The organism is Stenotrophomonas sp. 364 (assembly GCF_009832905.1).
GTDB classification, from domain to species: Bacteria; Pseudomonadota; Gammaproteobacteria; order Xanthomonadales; family Xanthomonadaceae; genus Stenotrophomonas; species Stenotrophomonas maltophilia_AP.
In genome coordinates this window covers 60,467-80,733 of record NZ_CP047135.1, presented here as the reverse complement: position 1 = coordinate 80,733, position 20,267 = coordinate 60,467, and the positions used below count along the sequence as shown (strand labels likewise).

General features: G+C 67.0%; 21 protein-coding genes. 8 read left to right on the top strand and 13 right to left on the bottom strand.

The window, feature by feature from the left end; all coding sequences use genetic code 11:
* Positions 1 to 51 precede the first annotated feature (51 nt).
* Positions 52 to 1,200: a PQQ-dependent sugar dehydrogenase gene (locus GQ674_RS00360; protein WP_159495544.1), complete on the top strand. Its 1,149-nt coding sequence runs from the start codon at positions 52 to 54 to the stop codon at positions 1,198 to 1,200.
* Positions 1,201 to 1,396: 196 nt separating this feature from the next.
* Here GQ674_RS00360 and GQ674_RS00355 read toward each other — a convergent pair whose 3' ends face one another.
* The 5 genes from GQ674_RS00355 to tsaD form a co-directional block, all read right to left on the bottom strand.
* Positions 1,397 to 2,005 (bottom strand): hypothetical protein, encoded by a 609-nt coding sequence (locus GQ674_RS00355; protein ID WP_159495543.1) that lies wholly within the window; start codon positions 2,003 to 2,005, stop codon positions 1,397 to 1,399.
* 318 nt (positions 2,006 to 2,323) lie between these two features.
* Positions 2,324 to 4,498 carry a glycoside hydrolase family 3 N-terminal domain-containing protein gene (locus GQ674_RS00350; protein ID WP_159495542.1) on the bottom strand — a complete coding sequence of 725 codons (2,175 nt, stop codon included), beginning with the start codon at positions 4,496 to 4,498 and terminating at the stop codon, positions 2,324 to 2,326.
* Positions 4,499 to 4,635: 137 nt separating this feature from the next.
* Positions 4,636 to 5,913 carry a mechanosensitive ion channel domain-containing protein gene (locus tag GQ674_RS00345; RefSeq protein ID WP_159495541.1) on the bottom strand — a complete coding sequence of 426 codons (1,278 nt, stop codon included), beginning with the start codon at positions 5,911 to 5,913 and terminating at the stop codon, positions 4,636 to 4,638.
* Between the two features lie 76 nt (positions 5,914 to 5,989).
* On the bottom strand, positions 5,990 to 6,343 hold the full coding sequence (folB, locus tag GQ674_RS00340; protein ID WP_038690891.1) for a dihydroneopterin aldolase: 354 nt from the start codon (positions 6,341 to 6,343) through the stop codon (positions 5,990 to 5,992).
* 375 nt (positions 6,344 to 6,718) lie between these two features.
* Complete coding sequence (tsaD, locus tag GQ674_RS00335; RefSeq protein ID WP_159495540.1) at positions 6,719 to 7,744, bottom strand: tRNA (adenosine(37)-N6)-threonylcarbamoyltransferase complex transferase subunit TsaD; 1,026 nt, start codon at positions 7,742 to 7,744, stop codon at positions 6,719 to 6,721.
* Between the two features lie 166 nt (positions 7,745 to 7,910).
* Between tsaD and rpsU the strand changes: the two genes are divergently transcribed.
* The 6 genes from rpsU (at position 7,911) to GQ674_RS00305 (ending at position 13,222) form a co-directional block, all read left to right on the top strand.
* Complete coding sequence (gene rpsU / locus GQ674_RS00330; RefSeq protein ID WP_002808376.1) at positions 7,911 to 8,126, top strand: 30S ribosomal protein S21; 216 nt, start codon at positions 7,911 to 7,913, stop codon at positions 8,124 to 8,126.
* A 139-nt stretch (positions 8,127 to 8,265) separates the two neighbouring features.
* Positions 8,266 to 8,712 (top strand): GatB/YqeY domain-containing protein, encoded by a 447-nt coding sequence (locus tag GQ674_RS00325; protein WP_128096447.1) that lies wholly within the window; start codon positions 8,266 to 8,268, stop codon positions 8,710 to 8,712.
* Positions 8,713 to 8,986: 274 nt separating this feature from the next.
* Complete coding sequence (locus GQ674_RS00320) at positions 8,987 to 9,832, top strand: YihY/virulence factor BrkB family protein (RefSeq protein ID WP_236546269.1); 846 nt, start codon at positions 8,987 to 8,989, stop codon at positions 9,830 to 9,832.
* Positions 9,833 to 9,895: 63 nt separating this feature from the next.
* Positions 9,896 to 11,626 carry a DNA primase gene (gene dnaG / locus GQ674_RS00315; RefSeq protein ID WP_159495539.1) on the top strand — a complete coding sequence of 577 codons (1,731 nt, stop codon included), beginning with the start codon at positions 9,896 to 9,898 and terminating at the stop codon, positions 11,624 to 11,626.
* Positions 11,627 to 11,718: 92 nt separating this feature from the next.
* Complete coding sequence (locus tag GQ674_RS00310; RefSeq protein WP_159499127.1) at positions 11,719 to 12,171, top strand: sulfur transferase domain-containing protein; 453 nt, start codon at positions 11,719 to 11,721, stop codon at positions 12,169 to 12,171.
* Positions 12,172 to 12,223: 52 nt separating this feature from the next.
* Positions 12,224 to 13,222 (top strand): bile acid:sodium symporter family protein, encoded by a 999-nt coding sequence (locus tag GQ674_RS00305; protein ID WP_159495538.1) that lies wholly within the window; start codon positions 12,224 to 12,226, stop codon positions 13,220 to 13,222.
* A 51-nt stretch (positions 13,223 to 13,273) separates the two neighbouring features.
* On the opposite strand, the gene GQ674_RS00300 is transcribed toward GQ674_RS00305, so the two are convergent.
* From GQ674_RS00300 to GQ674_RS00270, 7 genes are all read right to left on the bottom strand, one after another.
* Positions 13,274 to 14,008 carry a hypothetical protein gene (locus tag GQ674_RS00300; protein ID WP_159495537.1) on the bottom strand — a complete coding sequence of 245 codons (735 nt, stop codon included), beginning with the start codon at positions 14,006 to 14,008 and terminating at the stop codon, positions 13,274 to 13,276.
* 5 nt (positions 14,009 to 14,013) lie between these two features.
* Entirely contained in the window at positions 14,014 to 14,388 is a 375-nt protein-coding gene (locus GQ674_RS00295) for a hypothetical protein (protein ID WP_159495536.1), read from the bottom strand.
* Between the two features lie 216 nt (positions 14,389 to 14,604).
* A complete protein-coding gene (locus tag GQ674_RS00290) occupies positions 14,605 to 15,408 on the bottom strand; it encodes a calcium-binding protein (RefSeq protein WP_236546154.1) in 804 nt (267 codons plus the stop codon).
* Positions 15,409 to 15,590: 182 nt separating this feature from the next.
* The gene (gene cyoE, locus GQ674_RS00285) at positions 15,591 to 16,481 is read right to left on the bottom strand and encodes a heme o synthase (RefSeq protein ID WP_038690917.1); all 891 of its coding nucleotides are present in this window, start codon (positions 16,479 to 16,481) and stop codon (positions 15,591 to 15,593) included.
* 4 nt (positions 16,482 to 16,485) lie between these two features.
* Positions 16,486 to 17,694, bottom strand: a complete 1,209-nt coding sequence (locus GQ674_RS00280) for a COX15/CtaA family protein (protein ID WP_159495535.1) — start codon at positions 17,692 to 17,694, stop codon at positions 16,486 to 16,488.
* A gap of 11 nt (positions 17,695 to 17,705) precedes the next feature.
* Positions 17,706 to 18,281 carry a hypothetical protein gene (locus GQ674_RS00275; protein ID WP_159495534.1) on the bottom strand — a complete coding sequence of 192 codons (576 nt, stop codon included), beginning with the start codon at positions 18,279 to 18,281 and terminating at the stop codon, positions 17,706 to 17,708.
* A 27-nt stretch (positions 18,282 to 18,308) separates the two neighbouring features.
* Positions 18,309 to 19,043 (bottom strand): SURF1 family protein, encoded by a 735-nt coding sequence (locus GQ674_RS00270; protein WP_159495533.1) that lies wholly within the window; start codon positions 19,041 to 19,043, stop codon positions 18,309 to 18,311.
* A 57-nt stretch (positions 19,044 to 19,100) separates the two neighbouring features.
* Between GQ674_RS00270 and GQ674_RS00265 the strand changes: the two genes are divergently transcribed.
* A complete protein-coding gene (locus GQ674_RS00265) occupies positions 19,101 to 19,319 on the top strand; it encodes a twin transmembrane helix small protein (RefSeq protein ID WP_038690924.1) in 219 nt (72 codons plus the stop codon).
* A 53-nt stretch (positions 19,320 to 19,372) separates the two neighbouring features.
* Here GQ674_RS00265 and GQ674_RS00260 read toward each other — a convergent pair whose 3' ends face one another.
* Positions 19,373 to 20,248 (bottom strand): cytochrome c oxidase subunit 3, encoded by an 876-nt coding sequence (locus tag GQ674_RS00260; protein ID WP_038690925.1) that lies wholly within the window; start codon positions 20,246 to 20,248, stop codon positions 19,373 to 19,375.
* Positions 20,249 to 20,267: the final 19 nt, after the last annotated feature.

Genomic DNA, 20,267 nt, shown 5'->3' with positions numbered 1-20,267 from the left:
GCATGCTGTACAACCATGGCTGGCCATCGCATCCCCACCCGGAGATTCCCCATGACCCGCAAGCTGCTGCTGTCGCTCGCCGTCACCCTCACCCTGCCCCTCTTCGCCACCGCCTGCGTGGCCGCTGACAAGGCGGCCCCCCCGGTCCTGAAGAAGGCCGAGTGGCCCTTTGCCGCCACCGAAGCAGGCACCTTCAACGAACCGTGGGCAATGAGCTTCCTGCCCGATGGCAGCCTGCTGGTCAGCGAAAAGGCCGGCACCCTGCAGCATGTGGACCTGAAAACCGGCAAACGTGCAGCCATCAGCGGCGTGCCCAAGGTGGCCTACGCCGGCCAGGGCGGTTTCGGCGACGTGCTGCCGCACCCCGGCTTTGCCAAGAACCAGCTGGTGTATGTGAGCTATGCCGAAGCTGGCGAAGGCGACACCCGCGGCGCCGCCGTGGGCCGCGCCCGCCTGGTGCTGGCCGCCGATGGCAGCGGCACGCTGCAGGACTTCAAGGTGATCTGGCGCCAGACCCCGAAGGTGGAAGGCGGCGGCCATTACGGCCACCGGCTGGCGTTCGGTCCGGACGGCAAGTTGTGGATCACCTCCAGCGAACGCCAGAAGTTCGATCCGGCCCAGGACATGGGCGGCAACCTCGGCAAGATCGTGCGCCTGAACGACGACGGCAGCGTGCCGGCCGACAACCCGTTCGCCTCGCAGGGCGGCGTGGCCGCGCAGGTCTGGTCGCTGGGCCACCGCAATGCGCTGGGCATCGCCTTCGATGCACGCGGCAAGCTGTGGGTGCACGAAATGGGCCCGGCCGGTGGCGACGAGCTCAACCTGATCCAGCGAGGCGCCAACTATGGCTACCCGATCGTATCCAACGGCAACCATTACGACGGTCGCGACATTCCCGACCACAGCACGCGCCCGGAATTCGCCGCGCCCAAGGTGACCTGGACGCCGGTGATTTCGCCGGCCGGTTTCATCATCTACAACGGCGCGCAGTTCCCGCAGTGGAAGGGCAGCGGCTTCATCGGCGGGCTGTCGTCCAAGGCGCTGGTGCGGGTGGCCTTCGATGGCGACAACGCGCGCGAGGCCGAGCGCTTCGACATGGGCGAGCGCATCCGCGAAGTGGAACAGGGCCCGGACGGCGCCATCTGGCTGCTGGAAGACGGGAAGAACGGCCGGTTGTTGAAGCTCACCCCGAAGGGGTGAGCCACGGGCGTACCGGATAAACGCGTATCGACCAACGGTTGGTACCTACCGGGTGTGATCAACCGTCAGTCGTCACCGGTGCGGGTAGCGATCTAGGATCGCTACCCGCGCGGCACCGCGCATCGGTCAACGGGCAGTCCGCATCAGGCAGGCATGAGGAACCGACCCGCGGTCGGTTCCCGGTGATGCGTGCCGGTCAGTCCTGCACGGTCACGATGCCGACCTTGGCCTTGGTGCAGTCGTTGGCCGGGCAGATGCCGTTGATCCAGACCTGGCCGTTGCCCAGCATCACGCCCTGCCAGTTGACGAACACATCGTCGAATTTCTGTTCGGTGATGGTCTTGGCGATGTCGGCGGTGATGATGCGGTCGTACTCGCGCTCGAAGGTGGCCGCGTCGGCCACCTTGCGCTTCTTGCCGCCCACGTTGACGCTCACCGGGTACAGCGGCAGGGCCGCCACCGCCTTGGCATCATGCGCAGCCACGCCTTTCTGCAAGGCAGTGAACACCGCCTCATAGCGGGGCGCTTCGCCGAGCAGGCGTTCAATGCGCTGACGAACGTCGCCCTCGCTGCTATCGGCGCTGGCATCCGGTGCGGAAGCCGCCGGCGCGGTCTGCGCAGCCGCTTCGGCCGGCGTTGCCACCGCATCGGGCGACATGCCGGCCGCCGGCGCGTCCTCGCTCGGCGTGGCGGTGGTGGTAGGCGGTGAGGTCGGCGCAGGAGCCGCCGCATCGGTCGCCGGTGGTGCCGGCTGCGAACACGCGGCCAGCAACAGGGTGGGAAGCAGGATTCGGATCGCGCGCATGCTGGGCTCCAGACGATTATGCAAGGCAGCCAGCGTAACCGCCCACACGTCAGCCGCCGATGACGGCCACCGCCGCACCACAGGGGATGACCGCCACACCCGACACCACCAAGGTAGAGCCGACCGTTGGTCGGCTGCCGTCCCAGACGACCAACCCACAACGTAGAGCCGACCGTTGGTCGGCTGCCGCCACAGGCGACCAACCCACAACGTAGAGCCGACCGTTGGTCGGCTGCCATCAAGCAGAGACCAGTGCGTTTGGGGCAGCCGACCAACGGTCGGCTCTACCGCCGGGGCGGCGGCGATGCCCCCACAGGGTCAACCGGCCAGCAGCTCGAAGATCACCGGCTCGCCACTCGCCGACGACGCACACACCCACAGCTCAAACTGGCCCGGCTCGGCGCGGAACACGCCGTCGCGGCCGGTGAAGCCCAGGGCAGTGCGGTCCAGGGTGAACTGCACCTCGGTGCTCTGGCCCGGCTGCAGCGCCACCTTGCGGAACGCCTTCAGCTCACGCACCGGCCGCACGCGGCTGGCCACGCGGTCGTGGATGTACAGCTGCACCACTTCCTCGCCCGCCACCGCACCGGTGTTGGTGAGCGTGGTGGTGATGGTCAGGGTGTCATCCCAGCCCAGCTTCTCCGCACTCAGCTGCGGCACGCCGTAGCCGAAGGTGGTGTAGCCCACGCCATGCCCGAACGGATACAGCGCCTCGTTCGGGATCTCGCGCCAGCGCGCCTTGAACTCGGACATGGTCGGCAGTTCCGGGCGACCGGTGCGCGGGTGGTTGTAGAAGAACGGCTGCTGGCCCGACACCTGCGGGAAGCTCACCGGCAGGCGGCCGGACGGGTTGTAGTCGCCGAACAGTACATCGGCCACGGCATGACCGGTCTGGGTGCCCAGGTACCACGTGATCGCCACCGCCTGCGCATTGCGCACCGCGCCCTGCAGTGCCAGCGCGCGACCATTGCGCAGCAGCACCACCAGCGGCTTGCCGGTCATGGCCACCGCCTCGGCCAGCGCCTGCTGGGCCGGCGGCAGGGTGATTTCGACGCGCGACTGCGCTTCACCGCTGTAACGCTGCGGTTCGCCCAGCGCCAGCACCACCACGTCGGCGCGCAGTGCAGCGGCCACGGCCTGCTCGATGCCGTCCTGCACGGCCGCTTCCAGGTCACAGCCCGGCACGATTTCAAGCAGGGCTTCATCGCTGATCGCCGCGCGCACGCCGGCTTCCAGGCTCACATAGCGCGACTTGTCGCCGAACAGGGTCCAGCAGCCTTCGATGTTCTCGCGGTCCTGCACGAATGGCCCGATCAGCGCGATCTTCTGCCCGGTCTTCTTCAGCGGCAGCACCGCGTCGGTGTTCTTGAGCAGCACGATCGACCGGCGCGCGGCATCGCGCGACAGCGCATCGTGTTCGGCGATGTGCGCGGTGGACGCTTCGCGGTCCAGGTCCAGCGAACGGTAGGGATCGTCGAACAGGCCGATCGCATCCTTCAGGCGCAGGATGCGGCGCACCGATTCGTCCAGCGTGGCCATCGGCACTTCGCCACTCTCGATCAGGCCCGGCAGGTGCTCGGCATAGAAGCCGCTCTGCATGCTGAGGTCCAGGCCGGCGGTGAACGCCTTGGCGGTGGCGTCGCGGTCATCGGCGGCATAGCCGTGCGCAACCAGCTCCATGTCGGCGGTGTAATCGGAGATCACCACGCCCGGGAACTTCCACTCGCCGCGCAGGATGTCGGTGAGCAGTTCAGCGTTGGCGCTGGCCGGCACGCCGTTGATGTCGTTGAAGGAGGACATCACGGTGAGCGCGCCGGCCTCGAAGGCGGCCTGGAACGGCGGCAGGTGCACGTCGCGCAGGGTCTGCGGCGAGATGTCGACCATGTTGTATTCCATACCGGCCATCACCGCGCCATAGGCGGCGAAATGCTTCGGCGTGGCCAGCAGCGCATCGGCGGCGCGCAGGTCCGGACCCTGGAAGCCGCGCACGCGGGCGGCGGCGAACGCACAGCCCAGCACCACGTCTTCACCGGCACCTTCGGCACCGCGGCCCCAGCGCTGGTCGCGGGCGATGTCCACCGCCGGTGCGTAGGTCCAGTGCAGGCCGGCCGCCGTGGCTTCCACCGCAGTGGCGCGTGCGGTGCGCTCGGCCAAGTCGGGCTCGAAGCTGGCCGCTTCGCCCAGCGGGATCGGGAACACGGTGCGCATGCCGTGGATGACATCGGCCGCCAGGATCACCGGAATGCCCAGGCGGCTTTCTTCCAGCGCCACCTGCTGGATGCGGCGGCCGGCTTCCACGCCCACGCCGTTGAACAGCGACCCCACCTTGCCCTCGCGCACCTGCTGCAGCACCTGGTCGGCGTTGAGCACGTTGGCTTCCGGGTTCACGTCCGGGGCGAACGGCCGAACCATGTCGGCAAACACACCCAGCTGGCCGACTTTTTCTTCGACGGTCATCTTGGCAATGAGGGTTTCGATACGATCGGCGGCCACCGGCTGTCCTTATGAAAACGTTTACAAGGCCAGGATTCTAGCGTTCCCGGGCCCGTTGTGAATGATTTTGACGTTCATTTTTCTTCCCCGTGGGAAGAACCCCGCCACCGTGAGCGCGGTGGCGGGGGCACAGGAGCTTACTCTGCGGCGGCCACGCGCTGCTGGCCGGCCATCAACATCGCGTCGCTGGAGGCCTGGAATACGCGCAGCCCGAAGGCCGGCAGCGTGGCCAGCAGGTGGTCGAACACGTCCGACTGGATGCCCTCGTACTCGCCCCACGCGGTGGTGCGGGTGAAGCAGTAGATCTCCAGCGGCAGGCCCTCGGTGGTCGGCTGCAGCTGCCGTACCAGCAGCGTCATGTCCGTATGGATGCCGGGATGCTGGCGCAGGTAGCGCTCCACATACGCGCGGAACGTGCCCAGGTTGGTCACCCGCCGCGCATTCACCGCCGCCACGCCCTTGGCCTGCAACTGCGCGTTCCACTGCTGCAGTTCGCTCTGCTTCTCGCGCAGGTACTCACCCAGCACCGCGAACTGTTCCAGCTCGGCCAGCATCGGCGCATCGACGAAGCCCACGCTGTGCTGGTCCAGGTACAGCGCGCGCTTGATCCGGCGTCCGCCGGCCTCCTGCATGCCGCGCCAGTTCTTGAACGACTCGGTGACCAGCTTCTTGGTCGGGATGGTGGTGATGGTCTTGTCGAAGTTCTGCACGGTGATGGTGTGCAGGGCGATGTCGATGACGTCGCCGTCGGCGTTCTGGCTGGGCATCTCGATCCAGTCGCCCAGCCGCACCCGGCCGTCGCCGCTGATCTGCACGCTGGCCACCAGCGACAGGATGGTGTCCTGGAAGATCAGCATCAGCACGGCGGTGGCCGCGCCCAGTCCGGTGACCAGGTAGCGCAGATCCACGCCGGCCAGGGTGGCCACGATCGACAACCCGGCAATGACGAAGATGACGATCTTGCCGACCTGCAGGTAGCCCTTGATCGGTTTGTTGCGCGCATCGGGGCGGCGCTCGTAGATGTCGTTGGCCGCGTCCAGCGCGTGCGAGATCGCCAGCGCCACCGTGAGTATCGCCCAGGCCTGGCAGGCGCCAATGACGAAGGCCACCAGCGGCGCGGGCAGGTCGGGCACCACGGTGATGCCGGCGGCGATGACCTGGCTGGGCACCACGTTGGACAACCGCGACACCACCCGCATCACGTTGCTGCCGCGCCCACCGTGGGCAGTGCTGCCGGGCAGCCGGTTGATCAACCCGCGCAGGCCGCGCAGCAGGATCTTCTTGGTGACGAAATTGGCCAGCCAGGCGGCCAGCGCCAGCAGGCACAGCACCGCGGCGGTGTAGGCCCACGGCCAGGGTTCGAGGGTTCGCTGCAGGTCGTCCAGCCAACGGGTTGCTACTACTGCATCCAGCATCTTGGGGAGGTCTCCAGTTCTGGTTGCCGGGCAGAGCCCGGCACTACGGTGCGTCGGGTTGCCGGGCAGCGCCCGGTCAGGACGCGCTGCGTTCGATGATCACGCCCACCGCGCGCGCGCCGCGCACGGCGCCGGGCTTGCTCAGCTTGAGGCGCAGCCACTCCACCTTGAACTCACGCAGCACGATCTCGGCGATGCGTTCGGCCAGGGTTTCGACCAGGCCGAAATCGGACTCGCGCACGAACTGCTCGATACGCTTGCTCACGGCCTTGTAGTTGAGGGTATCGGCAATGTCGTCACTGGCCGCCGGGCGACGGTTGTCGAAGCCCATTTCCAGGTCGAACCGCAGGGTCTGGCGGATCCGCCGTTCCCAGTCGTAGATGCCGATCAGGGCATCGATCTCGAGCCCTTCGATGAATACCTTGTCCATAGCCATGCCACGTGGAAGATGCCGAACATGGTAACGGCGCGGGCCGGAACGTGCCGGGAACCGGGGGCAGATGCGACCGGAGACGCCCAAAGACAAAGGGCCCCGCGGGGGCCTTTGCTTACCACCTTGTCCCCGGGGGGAGATGGGGATCACCCATCGGCATGTCCCGGTGGCACGTCATGATGACGCTACGTGATGCCAACGACAGCGGCAAGCCCGAGCGGGCAGAACTGCGATGCAATGCGCACTGGATTCACGCCGCACGCGCTTCTCGCAGGCGCACCCGGATAAACACGAAGGGCCCCATTCGGGGCCCTTCAGTGCAGGCGGTTCGATCAGCGCGATCCGGGCCTGGAACGGAGCGCCCAGTTCCGCCTACACCGCCGGCAGCGTCGCCATGTCCCAGCGCGGGGTGACCTGCACCTGCGGCGGCGTGTGCTGGCCGGCTTCCAGCCGCAGCGCGCCGGCGAAGGCGATCATCGCGCCGTTGTCGGTACACAGCGACGGGCGCGGGAAGCAGGCCCGGCCCCCACGGCGGGCCGCCATCTGCTGCAGCTTGGCGCGCAGCCGCTTGTTGGCGCCCACCCCGCCGGCCACCACGATCACATCGGTACCGGCCGCATCCAGCGCGCGCTCGCACTTGATGGCCAGGGTGTCCACCACGGCATCTTCAAAGCCCCGGGCGATGTCGGCGCGGGTCTGCTCGCTCTGGTCGCTGTCGCGCCAGGCCAGCAGCACCTGGGTCTTCAGCCCGGAGAAACTGAAATCCAGCCCGGGCCGGTCGGTCATGGGGCGGGTGAACGTGTACTTGCCCGGGGTACCGCGCTCGGCCAGCGCCGCCAGCTGCGGGCCACCCGGATACGGCAGGCCCATCAGCTTGGCGGTCTTGTCGAAGGCCTCGCCGGCCGCATCGTCCAGGGTCTCGCCCAGCAGGCGGTACTGGCCGATCCGGTCCACTGCCACCAGCTGGGTATGCCCGCCGGACACCAGCAGCGCCACGAACGGGGCCTGCGGCGGGTCGTCTTCCATCAACGGAGCCAGCAGGTGCCCTTCCATATGGTGTACGCCGACCGCCGGCACCTCCAGCGCCCAGGCCAGCGAGCGGGCCACGCCCGCCCCCACCAGCAGCGCGCCGACCAGCCCCGGGCCGGCCGTATAGGCCACCCCGTCGATGTCGGCCACGCCCATCCCGGCCTCGGCCAGGGTCTGGCGGATCAGCGGCAGCAGCTTGCGCACGTGGTCGCGGCTGGCCAGTTCAGGCACCACCCCGCCGTACTCGGCGTGCAGGGCGATCTGGCTGTAGACCGCATGGGCGCGCAGAGCGTCCGGGCCGGCCAGGGCGGTGTCGTACACCGCCACGCCGGTCTCATCACAGGAAGATTCAATACCAAGGACTCGCATACCGGGTATTATGGACCGCTGAGGCCCCGGCAGCGTTACCGCCAGCCCACCTGACACCACCTGTGGCCAAGAAGTTTGCCGGGGTGGGTTGCAACTTCTTTTGTCGCCGCTATAATGTGCGGCTCTCACCGGGCGTGACCCGGTTCTACTGTGTCCCGGAGATTCCATGCCCAGCGTTAAAGTCCGCGAGAACGAGCCCTTCGAGTTTGCGCTCCGTCGCTTCAAGCGCACCTGCGAAAAGGCCGGCGTGCTGGCCGAAACCCGCAAGCGCGAGTTCTATGAAAAGCCGACCCAGGAGCGCAAGCGTAAGGCTGCTGCTGCTGTGAAGCGTCAGCTGCGCCGGTCGTCGCGCGACGTTACCAAGCGTCAGCGCCTGTACTGAGTCGGACGCAACTTCGATGCGACAGGCCGCTGGTCTGTCGTGGCGGAGCCGAAGCCGGAACGCGCGAGCGTTGCCGGCTTTTTGCGTTCCAGTCGTTTGGCGTCCCTTTCCGCCCTTTTGACCGAATACGAGGTGTTCCATGAGCCTGAAACAGCAGCTCACCGATGACATGAAGGCCGCCATGAAGGCCGGCGAGAAGCACCGCCTGGGCGTGATCCGCCTGATGCTGGCCGACATCAAGCGCAAGGAAGTGGACGAGCGCATCGAGCTGGACGACGCCGCCACGCTGGCCGTGCTGGAAAAGATGGTCAAGCAGCGCAAGGATTCGGTCAGCCAGTTCGAAGCAGCCAACCGGGAAGACCTCGCCGTGATCGAGCGCGAGGAAATCCTGGTCATCGACCAGTACCTGCCGGCCAAGCTGGGCGAAGCCGAGATCGTGGCCGCCATCCAGGCCGCCATCGCCGAAACCGGCGCGGCCAGCCCGGCCGACATCGGCAAGCTGATGGGCGCCCTGAAGCCCAAGCTCGCCGGCCAGGCCGACATGGGCCTGGTGTCCAAGCTGGTCAAGCAGCAGCTGGCCGGCTGATCGGACCAGGTAGCGACCCCCGGTCGCTACCTGCCGAGCCGGATGCCCACATCCGGATCCCGGTAGGCACCGACCGTTGGTCGGTGCACGCATGCATGCGCACTGCCGCGCACATCGCTTCGCTTCACCCCGCCTTCGACCCGGGCCTGCAAAAATCGGGCGCATGTCTTCACTGCCACCTGCCCCCGCGCCCGACGCCGTTCCCACGCCTAGCCACCACGGCGTGCCGCCCCGGCTGCACAAGTACGTCGACCGGCTGCAACGCAGCTTCCCCATGGCGGTGGGCAAACGCTTCGTCGATATCGACGTGCTTACCCAGGCCGCCTCGGTCTCTTTCTACGCACTGTTGTCGATGGCACCGCTGCTGGTCCTGCTGCTGTGGCTCACCGCCTCGCTGTACCCGCCGGCGCAGCAGGCGCTGATCGCGCAGATCAACGACGTGGCCGGCAGCAGCGCCGCCACCGTGGCCGACACCGTGCTCAAGAACGCCGACAACCAGCCCGACGTGGGCTCGCTGGCCGGGGTGTGGAGCACGCTGCTGCTGTTCATCGGCGCCACGGCGGTATTTGCCCAGCTGCAGAACGCGCTCAACCTGATCTTCAATACCAGCGGCGAGCGCCTGGACGGCATCGTGGCCTGGCTGCGCAAGCGCGTGTTCTCTTTCGGCGTAGTGCTGGCACTGGGCTTCCTGCTGATCCTGTCGATGACCGCCACCACCATGCTGCAGGTGGCCTTCGCGCAGCTGCCGTCGGTGCTGCCGGCGGTGGGCTACCTGACCAGCCTGGCGCTGTACACGGTGGGCTTCGCCTTCCTCTACCACTACCTGCCCGACCGCCGCGTAGCCTGGCGGCAGGCCTTCATCGGCGGGGCGATCACCTCGGCGCTGTTCGCGCTGGGCCGCTACGCGATCGGCCTGTACATCGCCACGGTCGCGCCCGGCAGCGCCTACGGGTCGATGGGCGCGCTGGTGATCTCGCTGGTGTGGATCTACTACGCCACCGTGGTGTTTTTCGTGGGTGCGCTGATGACGGCGGTGATCGACGAGCGCCTGCGCGCGCGCCAGCACCTGGCCGCGGCGGGCATCCCCGCGCCGAAACCGGGCGAAGCGACCGGCAGCTAGTAGACTAGGCCGTCCCCCGCTTCCGCGCAGGGCCGTTACCGGCCGTGCCACTGCCTGCTGCCCATGGCCCGTATCCCCGACGCATTCATCGACGACCTGCTGGCCCGCTCCGACATTGTCGAGGTGGTGGGCAGCCGCGTGCCGCTGAAGCGCCAGGGCAAGGAATACGCCGCACGCTGCCCGTTCCACGACGAGCGCTCGGCCTCGTTCACGGTCTCGCCCACCAAGCAGTTCTATCACTGCTTCGGCTGTGGCGCGCATGGCACCGCGATCAGCTTCCTGATGAATTACGACCGCCTCGAGTTCCTCGACGCGGTCGACGAGCTGGCCAAGCGCGTCGGTATGGAAGTGCCGCGCGACACCCAGCCGCGCACTGCCCAGCAGCAGGACGACAGCCGCGAACTGTACTCGGCGCTGGACGCGGCCACGCGCTTCTTCCAGAAAGCGCTGGAGGGCAGCGACAAGGCGCGCGCCTACCTGGACCAGCGCGGCGTGGACGAGGAGAACCGCACCCGGTTCGCGATCGGCTACGCGCCCGATGGCTACAGTGCGCTGAAAGATGCCCTGGGCAAGGACGAGCGGCGCATGAAGCTGCTCGACCGCGCCGGATTGTTCTCCAAGAACGACCGCGGCCACGTCTACGACAAGTTCCGCGACCGGATCATGTTCCCGATCTTCGACCGGCGCGGCCGCGTGATCGCCTACGGCGGCCGGGTCATGGAGAAGGACGACGGCCCCAAGTACCTCAACTCGCCCGAGACCGCGCTGTTCCACAAGGGCCGCGAACTGTACGGCCTGTGGCAGGTGCGCCAGGCCAACCAGAAGATCGAGCGACTGATCGTGGTCGAAGGCTACATGGACGTGGTCTCGCTGTTCCAGTACGGGGTTACCCAGGCGGTGGCCACGCTGGGCACGGCCACCACGCCGGACCATGCCGAGCTGCTGTTCCGCAATGCGCCGGATGTGTTCTTCTGCTTCGACGGCGACGCCGCTGGCCGCCGCGCCGGCTGGCGCGCGCTGGAATCGGTGCTGCCGCGCATGAAGGACGGCCGCCAGGCCTTCTTCCTGTTCCTGCCAGACGGCGAAGACCCCGACACCATCGTGCGCAAGGAAGGCAGCGCCGCATTCGACGAACGCCTCAAGCAGGCCACGCCGCTGTCGCAGTTCTTCTTCGACGAGCTCACCCGCGAGGTCAACATGGCCACGCTGGACGGCAAGGCGCGGCTGGCCGAGCGGGCCAAGCCGATGCTGGCACAGATTCCCGACGGCGCCTTCGGCGACCTGATGAAGCAGCAGCTGACCACGCTTACCGGCCTGGGCGCCAAACCCACCGCGTCCGCGCAGCCCTCGCGCCCGCCCGCGCGCGCAGTGGCGCCCACCCAGCGGCGCAGCCTGGTGCGCGCGGCCATTGCGATCCTGCTGCAGCAACCGTCCCTGGCCATGACCCTGGAAGGCCACCACTTCAACGGCCTGCGGCTGCCTGGCATCGACCTGCTGCTGGAGCTGCTGGGCCTGGTGGAGCAGCGCCCGGACATCAGCACCGGCGCGCTGCTGGAGCACTTCGAGGGCCGCGAAGAACAGGAGTCGCTGCACAAGCTGGCCGCGCAGACCCTGCCTGGCGATGAGGCGATGTGGACCCAGGAACTGCACGATGCGGTAGCGCAGCTGGAGAAACAGCTGTTGATGCAACGTCTGGACGAGCTTCAGGCAAAGCAGGGCCAGCAGGGTCTGGACGATACTGACAAGTACGAACTGCGCGAACTGCTCAAGGCGCGCAGCACCCTCCGCTTCTGACCAACGGAGCAGCCGTGGCCTCTCCCCGAGTGAACCCCGCCGCATCCTTCGCCCGCCACGTCCGCCCTGGCGCCCTCGCCGCCCTGCTGGCAATGGCACTGCCTGCGGTGGCCGACACGCTGCCCTTCGCGCAGCCGCGCCCCCAGCTGTACAGCGCCGGCCAGCCCAGTGCCGCCCAGCTGCAGCAGGCTGCCGACGCGGGCGTCACTACCTTGATCGACCTGCGCCAGCCTGATGAAGACCGCGGCTTCGATGAAACCGCCGCCACCGAACGCCTCGGCCTGCGCTACGTGCGCATTCCGGTGGCCGGCGCGGCCGGCCTGACCGACGCCAATGCGCGCGCACTGCGCACGGCGCTGGCGCAGAGCAGCGGTCCGGTGCTGGTGCATTGCGCCTCCGGCAACCGCGCCGGTGCGCTGCTGGCGCTGTTGAACGCACGCGATGGCGCCTCGGTGGAGCAAGCCCTGCAGCTGGGTCGCGATGCCGGCATGACCTCGCTGGAAGCCCCTACCCGCGCCCTGCTCGAACAGGCTGCCGCGCGTTGAGTCAGCACGCGTTTCTCCCCTTTCTTTTCCCCCTCACAGGAGCATGCCGCGCATGAAGCCCTGGTGGTCGCGCCTGCGACCGGACAACTTCACCCTCGCCCTGCTCTGCACCGTGCTGCTGGCCTCGCTGCTGCCCATGCACGGCGCGGCGGCGATGGTGCTCGACGATGTCACCGACGTAGCCATTGCCCTGCTGTTCTTCCTGCATGGCGCGCGCCTGCCGCGTGAATCGATCGTGGCCGGGCTGCTGCACTGGCGCCTGCACTTGACCATCCTGGCGTGCACCTTCGTGCTGTTCCCGTTGCTTGGGCTGCTGTTCAAGCCCTTGGATGGCTGGCTGCTTACCCCGGAGCTGTACATCGGCGTGCTGTTCCTGTGTGCGCTGCCGTCCACGGTGCAGTCGTCCATCGCCTTCACCTCGATGGCGCGCGGCAACGTGCCGGCGGCGGTGTGCAGCGCCTCGCTGTCGAGCATCCTCGGTGTCTTCCTCACCCCGTTGCTGCTGGCCCTGCTGGCCGGCACCGAGGGCGGCATGCACAACCCGGTGCAGGCCATCGCCAGCATCATGCTGCAGCTGCTGGTGCCGTTCGTGGCCGGCCACCTGCTGCGCCCGTGGATCGCCGGCTGGGTGGAACGCCAGCGCGCGCTGCTGCGCTACACCGACCAGGCCACCATTCTGCTGGTGGTGTATTCGGCGTTCGGCGAAGCGGTCAGCGAAGGGCTGTGGAGCAAGACGCCGCTGGTGTCGCTGTTCACCGTGGCGCTTGTTGCCGCGGTTCTGCTCGGCATCGCAATGCCGCTGATCCGCTTCATTGCCCGCCGACTGGGCTTCAACCGCGAAGACGAAATCACCATCCTGTTCTGCGGCTCCAAGAAGAGCCTGGCCACCGGCGTCCCGATCGCCAAGGTACTGTTCGCCGGCGGCAGCCTGGGCGCGATCGTGCTGCCGATCATGATCTACCACCAGATCCAGCTGATCGTCTGCGCGATGATCGCGCAGCGGTATGCGCGCGATCCGGTGGAACCGCTGAAGGGTGACGTGGGCAGTTGAGCTCGCTCGGCTCCCTCCGTTTTTTGAACGTCAGTCCCCGTCTGCTCAAGATCAATCGGTGATTGCCGCGGCGATCACCTGCAACACGCGCGCCTTGCCCTCCACGTCACTGTCGCCGGTTGCGGTGAGTGTGTACGCCTTGTCTCCAGCGGCCCACGACAACACCACGCGACCACGTCCCTGTCCGTCAACATTCATGTCGATCTGTGCGGGCAAACCGTTGACGGCAGTGTTCTGGGCTTCGGCAATGACCTCGATGGTGGTGCCGGGAACGCGGAAGTTCTCCTCGTTGAAGGCGACGATGCCCACGTCGGTCAAGCGATAGAAGCGGGTCAGCCCGGACGATTTGACACCATCCAGCGCACCGCTTGGCTCCATGCCGATCACCTCTGCAACGCCGAGCACGGTGCCCTGCAGGTTACTCGGCGGACTGGGCAGCCGCTGGCGGAGAACCGAATCGGGGCGCTGCACCTTGGGCAAGGTGGCGAGCAGTTCGGCCTGCGATGGAATGACCCCAACAGGGACACGTACGGCGCCCGCCCGGCTGCGCGCGATCTGGACGCGGAAGGTTTGCTTGACCGTATCGGGTGCATCCAGCTCCGCAAGCGGCACTATCCGGTAGGTTCCCTCTTCATTGTTCTGCCTGGCACCAGGCAGATCGTCGTTGAGAGCAGCCCGCATGGCCCGCTCATGGAGCCATTGACCGATCGCATCGCGGGATTCGGCGTTGGCATGGACCGACGATAACGACGCAAGCAGCGCGATCGCGATTGAGATCTTCTTCATATGCATCACCACTCGGTCAGGCTGCAGTCGGCGGTCGCGGTATTTCGCGTGTGTACTATCCGGTTGAGTATCCAGGTGTGGTACCCACGCACGAGCATTCGTTCCGGATCGGATTGATCACCTGCCCTGAACCGCCAAGAGAAGCCACCATTGTTTGGCGCGCCAAGCACATGCTTTGGCTGGATGGCGCCCAATGGGATGTGTCTGCTGGCCGCAGAGCCTTGAATGCTTCTGAATTGGGGCCTGTCGTAGGTTATCGATTCATTGACGAAGCCAAGACAGTTCGCTCGGCTGATAGCTTTTACTTCTGCTGCCGCATCCCCGCTCCCGAATGCGACCATCAACAGCAGCCCGGCGCCAAGGCGTCTGATTAGTTTCATTGCCGCTCCCTCACATGTTGGCGAGTCACCTCGCACCACATATGTACGCTGCACGGTGAGGGTAAACGGTGCACTGCATTCCAACTCACCACGCATTGAGGCGTAGCGGACACTTCAACACGGCATATCCCGACAATGCTCCGATGAAGACCATCACCAAGGACGGCGCAGAGGCATCGCAACAGGGTTGCGACAGGTCTGACGCGACATCCGGCACTATGGGTCAGTCAGGGTGGCAACGCTCAAGGCGGGCATCCATATCCACAGGTCGTACTGCCGATCCGCGTCTGTATCTTCTTTCGCCGCGCGCGGCGGACGCTCGATCAGCGGCACTGCGCGGCACGGCTGAAAACACGCCCAGAAATGGCCGCGCAGCGCTTCCAGACGCACGCTGTACAGCGGCAGGTCCAGCAGGTACGCGGCCATCGTCTTCTGCATCTCTGGGGGCGCATCGGCCGACCGGGTGCGCATGGCATGCACGTTGCCGGTCAGCACCAGCATCCGTGCATCGGCGGGCAGCGCGTTGAACTGCTGGCGCAGGTGCGCGGCCATGGCCGCATCGCGCTGGTCACTGCTGGTGGAGGCGCCGGTTTCGTTGTCATAGCCGGCCACGCCGACATCGCGGCCCTGGGCCCGCAACACACGGACGGCCTCGATCAGCGCGAGCATGTCACGGCTGCGCCGGCCGTCATGCTGATCGTCCTTCACCACCCAGAACGGCGACGTGCGCAGCGTCTCGCGCGCGTCGGCACCGCCGTCCGAGCGCAGGTAGCGCGCCAGTGCGACGTTCTCGCTCATCGGCAGTTCCAGCCCCAGCCGCACGGCGGCCGTGTTGCGGCTGTAGCGCTCCATCAGGTCGGCCACCAGCCGCGGCGTTTCGGCGGTGCCGTGGTATTCGCCGAGCACGACCAGGCGGTGGTCGCCGGCGTGCCGCATGATCTGCATGGCCGTCTCATCGGGTGCAGGTGTGGCAATCGCCGCGCTGCACAGCAGTGTCATGGCCAGTACTGCGCTTCGCATCCATCGTTTCATGCCGTCACGTCCTGTCCGGTCATGAAAGCAATGGCGACGTTTGCGGGAAATTCAATATGTCGCAGCGCACGGGTTGGCGCGTCACGACCAACGGTCGTGACCTACCGCGGGTAGGCGCGCGGGCGCCATCACCGCCCCGGCAGGTACCGACCGTTGGTCGGTACAGCACCCTACAACCAGGGCAGCATCCAGTGGTCCACCATCAGGAAGGCGAACAACGCCATCAGGTAGACGATGGAGTAGCCGAACATCTTCATCGAGAAGATCTCATCCGGCGGGTTCAGCATGCGCCACGCGTACCAGAGGAAGACCGCGTTGAGCACGATCGCACCGCCGAGGTAGAACATGCCGCTCATGCCGAACACCACCGGCAGGATGCTCACCACGGCCAGCGCGATGGAGTACACCATGATCGACTTGCGGGTGTACGCCACGCCGTGGGTGACCGGCAGCATCGGGATCTCGGCCTTGGCGTAATCCTCGCGGCGGAAGATCGCCAGCGCCCAGAAATGCGGCGGGGTCCAGATGAAGATGATCAGCACCAGCAGCGACGCGTAGGCCCAGTCCCACGGGCCCTGCATGCCGGTGATCGCGGCCCAGCCCAGCATCGGCGGGGTGGCGCCGGCGAGGCCGCCGATGACGATGTTCTGCGAGGTCGCGCGCTTGAGGTACACGGTGTAGATCACCGCGTAACCAATCAGCGAGGCGAAGGTCAGCACCGCGGTGATGACGTTGACCCAGACCACCAGGATGGTCATCGACAGCGCGATCAGCAGCCCGGCAAACACCAGCACCTGCCACGGCTTGACCTTGCCCACCACCAGCGGGCGCCACGAGGTGCGCGCCATCTGCGCGTCGATGCGTGCATCGAGCAACTGGTTGATGGCCGCGGCAGCGGAAGCGGCCAGCCAGATGCCGAGGAAACCGAGCGCGCCGTCCAGGGCCTGCTGCGCGGTGGGCAGCCCCGGGATGGCCAGGAACATGCCGACCAGCGCGGTGAAGACGATGAGGGCGACGACCTTGGGCTTGGTCAGGTCCCAGTACTGACGATAACTGGCCATGCCGTCAGCCTGCCTGCACGGCAGACGCGGACGTGCCGGGCTTGCCGTCTGCGTCCGGCGCGCGCAGGCGCGCCAGCAGCGTGACAAGCACGAACAACAGCGCCACCGCGCCGCCACTGTGGGCCACGGCCACTTCCAGCGGCACCGCCAGCTTCACGTTGAGAATGCCCAGGGTGATCTGCGCCACCACCAGCAGGCCCAGCGCGCTCGCCCAGCCGCGCATGCTCGGCAGCTTGAACAGGCGCACCGACAGCCACAGCAGGTACACGGCCACCACGATCGCCATCATGCGGTGCGCCATCTGGATGGCAATGCGCGAGGCGCCATCGAGCACGCCACCTTCGTAGTCCACGCCAATGCCGCGCCACAGGGTGAAGCCTTCCTTGAAGTCGTGCTGCGGCCACCACTGGCTGACGCAGCGCGGGAAGTTGTCCAGCGATCCACTGCCGCCGCCGCAGGCGAGTGCGGCGTAGTTGGCGCTGACCCAGCCGCCCAGCGCGATCTGCAGCACCAGCACGGCCACGCCGGCGCGGATCAGCCACTTCAGCTTCGGCGCTTCCACCAGCGTGATGGGCATGTGCGTGGCACGCCATGCCATCCACACCAGCAGGCCGAACATCAGCATGCCGCCCAGCAGGTGGCCCATCACCACGATCGGCTTGAGCAGCCAGGTCACCGTCCACATGCCGAGCAAGGCCTGGAAGATCACCACCGCCAGGGTCAGCAACGCGGCGCGGGCCAGGTCGATGTTGTTCCAGCGCAGCGCGGCCACCAGCAGGATGGCCTCGCCGATGATCGCCAGGATGCTGGCCGGCACGTGCATGCCCATCATGTACAGCGGTATGCCAGTGGCCACCAGTACGCAGGCGGTGACCACGGCAGTAGTGCCCCAGCGACGGCGGCGCGTGGCCAGCAGTGCCAGGGTGAGGATCTCGATGCCAAGCGCGCCGGCCAGGAAGCGGTGCACCTGCTCGCGCCACGCCTTGTGGGTTTCCAGCGGGCGGATCTTGGCCGCTTCGTGCCCGACCACCTCGGCGGCATGCTGCGGCCAGGTGACGCGGCCATAGCAGGTGGGCCAGTCCGGGCAGCTCAGGCCGGCATCAGACAAGCGCACGAACGAACCGAACATGATCGTGCTGGCGGTCATGATCAGCGCAAACCACGCCAGACGGTGGAAATTGCGGTGCAGCACCGGGCGTGCGGAGAGGCTCATCTAAACGGAACTCACTTCAGTTTCAGCAGCGTGGCCAGGTCTTTGCGCAGACCGGCCATATCGAATCCCGGCGCATAGCGCATGATCACGAAACCGTTGGGATCGATCACATACACCGGCGTGCCGGCAGGGTCATCCACGGCGGGCAATGCGGCACGCAGGTCGGGCTGGTCGCGCAGCACGCGCAATGCGGGCACGCCCTGGAGCTCGGCCGGCGGCGTGCCCAGCCACAGGATCTCGACATTATCGGCGTTATGGCCGAACAGCTGCCACACCTTGCCCAATCCCTGCGACAAAGTGACGCACGCGCTTGTACAGCCGGCAGACGGGGCCACCAGGATGCGCCAGGTGCGCGCTTCCGGATTCCATGCATACGGCTGGCCATTGGCCAGCGTGGGCGGCAGCGCGCGCAGATCGGCGGGGGGCTGCAGCAACTGGCCGCTGTTGCGGTGCGCGGTGGGCTGCCACCCGGAGAAGCGCAGCACGCCGGCCAACGCCATCGCACCAAAGAACAGGCCGAACAGGGCAATCAGCGTCCAGCGGCCGCGTGAGCGCGGGGACAGCCGTTCCGGGGAAGTGGCATTCATGGGGGGCATTTTCTCACGTTGGGGCGGTCAGCGCCGGGAGTCGGGGGAAACGCGGCGGCGTGAACGCAGCTCCAGCACCAGCGCGACCACCAGCACGGTCAACGCCAGCCCGAACCACTGCACCGCATAGCCAAGGTGACGGCTGGGCGGCAGCGTGTTGGGCAGCAGGTCCAGGTCGCGGGCGTAGCCGCCGGGCAGCGAAGGGTCCAGCCGCAGCACACGCGTCGGCAGGCTGTCGGCAGGCAGCCCCAGCGCGCGGGCCACCTCATCCGGGGGCATGCGGTTGGCCAGCCAGATTCCCGGCTGCACGGTGGTGGCCAAGGCCGGGCCCAGGGCAATGCCGCTGGCCGGTGGCGGCGCCAGCAGCCCGGCGATGCGGGCGTGGCCGTGCGGAGGCTGGAGGGGCGGCAGCACCCGGTCGGGCGGCATCGGCTGCCAGCCCAGGTCGACCAGCACGCGCGCACCGCCATCGCTCAGGAAGGGCTGGTACAGCTTGAATCCGGCGCGGCCCTCGCGGGTCTGGTTGTCCAGCAGCACGGTGCCGGGCAGGTACTGCCCGTGGTCTTCCACCCAGCGCAACGTTGGCGGCGCCGACAGCGCGGCGGCCAGGCGCAGCGCCTGCGCATGCGCCGGCACCTGCTGGTCGAGCAGCGCCTGCTTTTCATGCATGCGCTGCAGCTGCCACTGGCCCAGCAGGCAGAAACCGGTGATCACCAGCACCGCGGCCACCCAACCGATCAGGCGTGTGTGCTTTCGCATCATGACAACGGCGACCAAACGCGGTGATATAGGCGTACCCGCCCTGCCATCGAGCCGCGCATGAATGATTCGTTGAAGACCCTGCTGGTAATCGCGTTTCTGATCGTCATCGTCTGGAATCTGGGCGCCGGGCTGTATTACCTGCTGGTCGATCGCGGCCAGACCAAGCGCACCGTCAATGCGCTCACCCGCCGCATCGCGGTGTCGGTGGCGCTGATCGCGCTGGTGGCCATCGGCATCTACAGCGGCTGGATCAAACCCCACGGCATCGGCGGTTGACCGCGTTCCACTGACGCCGCACCCGGACAGGTGCGGCAGGTGTCGTCCCGACGCTACAGCACGTAGACGAACAGGAACAGCATCAGCCACACCACGTCGACGAAGTGCCAGTACCAGGCCGCCGCTTCGAAGCCGAAGTGGTTGTCGCGGGTGAAGTGGCCCTTGGCCGAGCGCAGCCACATCACGCCCAGCATGATGGTGCCCAGCAGCACGTGCGCACCGTGGAAGCCGGTGAGCATGAAGAACGTGGAGCCGTAGATGCCCGAGCCCAGGGTGAGGTTGAGTTCCTTGTAGGCGTGGATGTATTCCTCGGCCTGCAGGGTCAGGAAGAACACGCCCAGCACCACGGTCAGGCCCAGCCAGACCAGCAGTTGGCGGCGGTTGCCGGCCTTGAGCGCGTGGTGGGCGATGGTGAGGGTGACGCCGGAAGTGAGCAGGATCAGCGTGTTGATCAGCGGCAGGCCCCAGGCCGGAATGGTCTGGAAGTGCCCCCCGATACTGCCCGGGCCATTGGTGGGCCACGCAGCGGAATAGCCGTCCCACAGCAGTTCGTTGGTCATCACCCCGTCGCCCTCGCCGCCCAGCCACGGCAGGCCCAGGTTGCGGGTGTAGAACAGCGCACCGAAGAATGCGCCGAAGAACATCACTTCGGAAAAGATGAACCACACCATGCCCATGCGGAATGAACCGTCCACCTGGCGGTTGTAGTTGCCGGCCTGCGACTCGCGCACCACGTCGCTGAACCACCAGAACAGGGTGAGCACCAGCATCGCGATGCCGGCGTAGAAGGTCCACTTGCCCCAGCCCGAATCATTGAGCCAGCTGGCCACGCCCACCATGGTCACCATCATCGCGATGGAACCGATGAACGGCCATTTGCTGTGCGTGGGCACGAAGTACACGTTGGCATCGGGGCTTTGCTGGGCCATGGTCTTGGGGTCCGGTGCG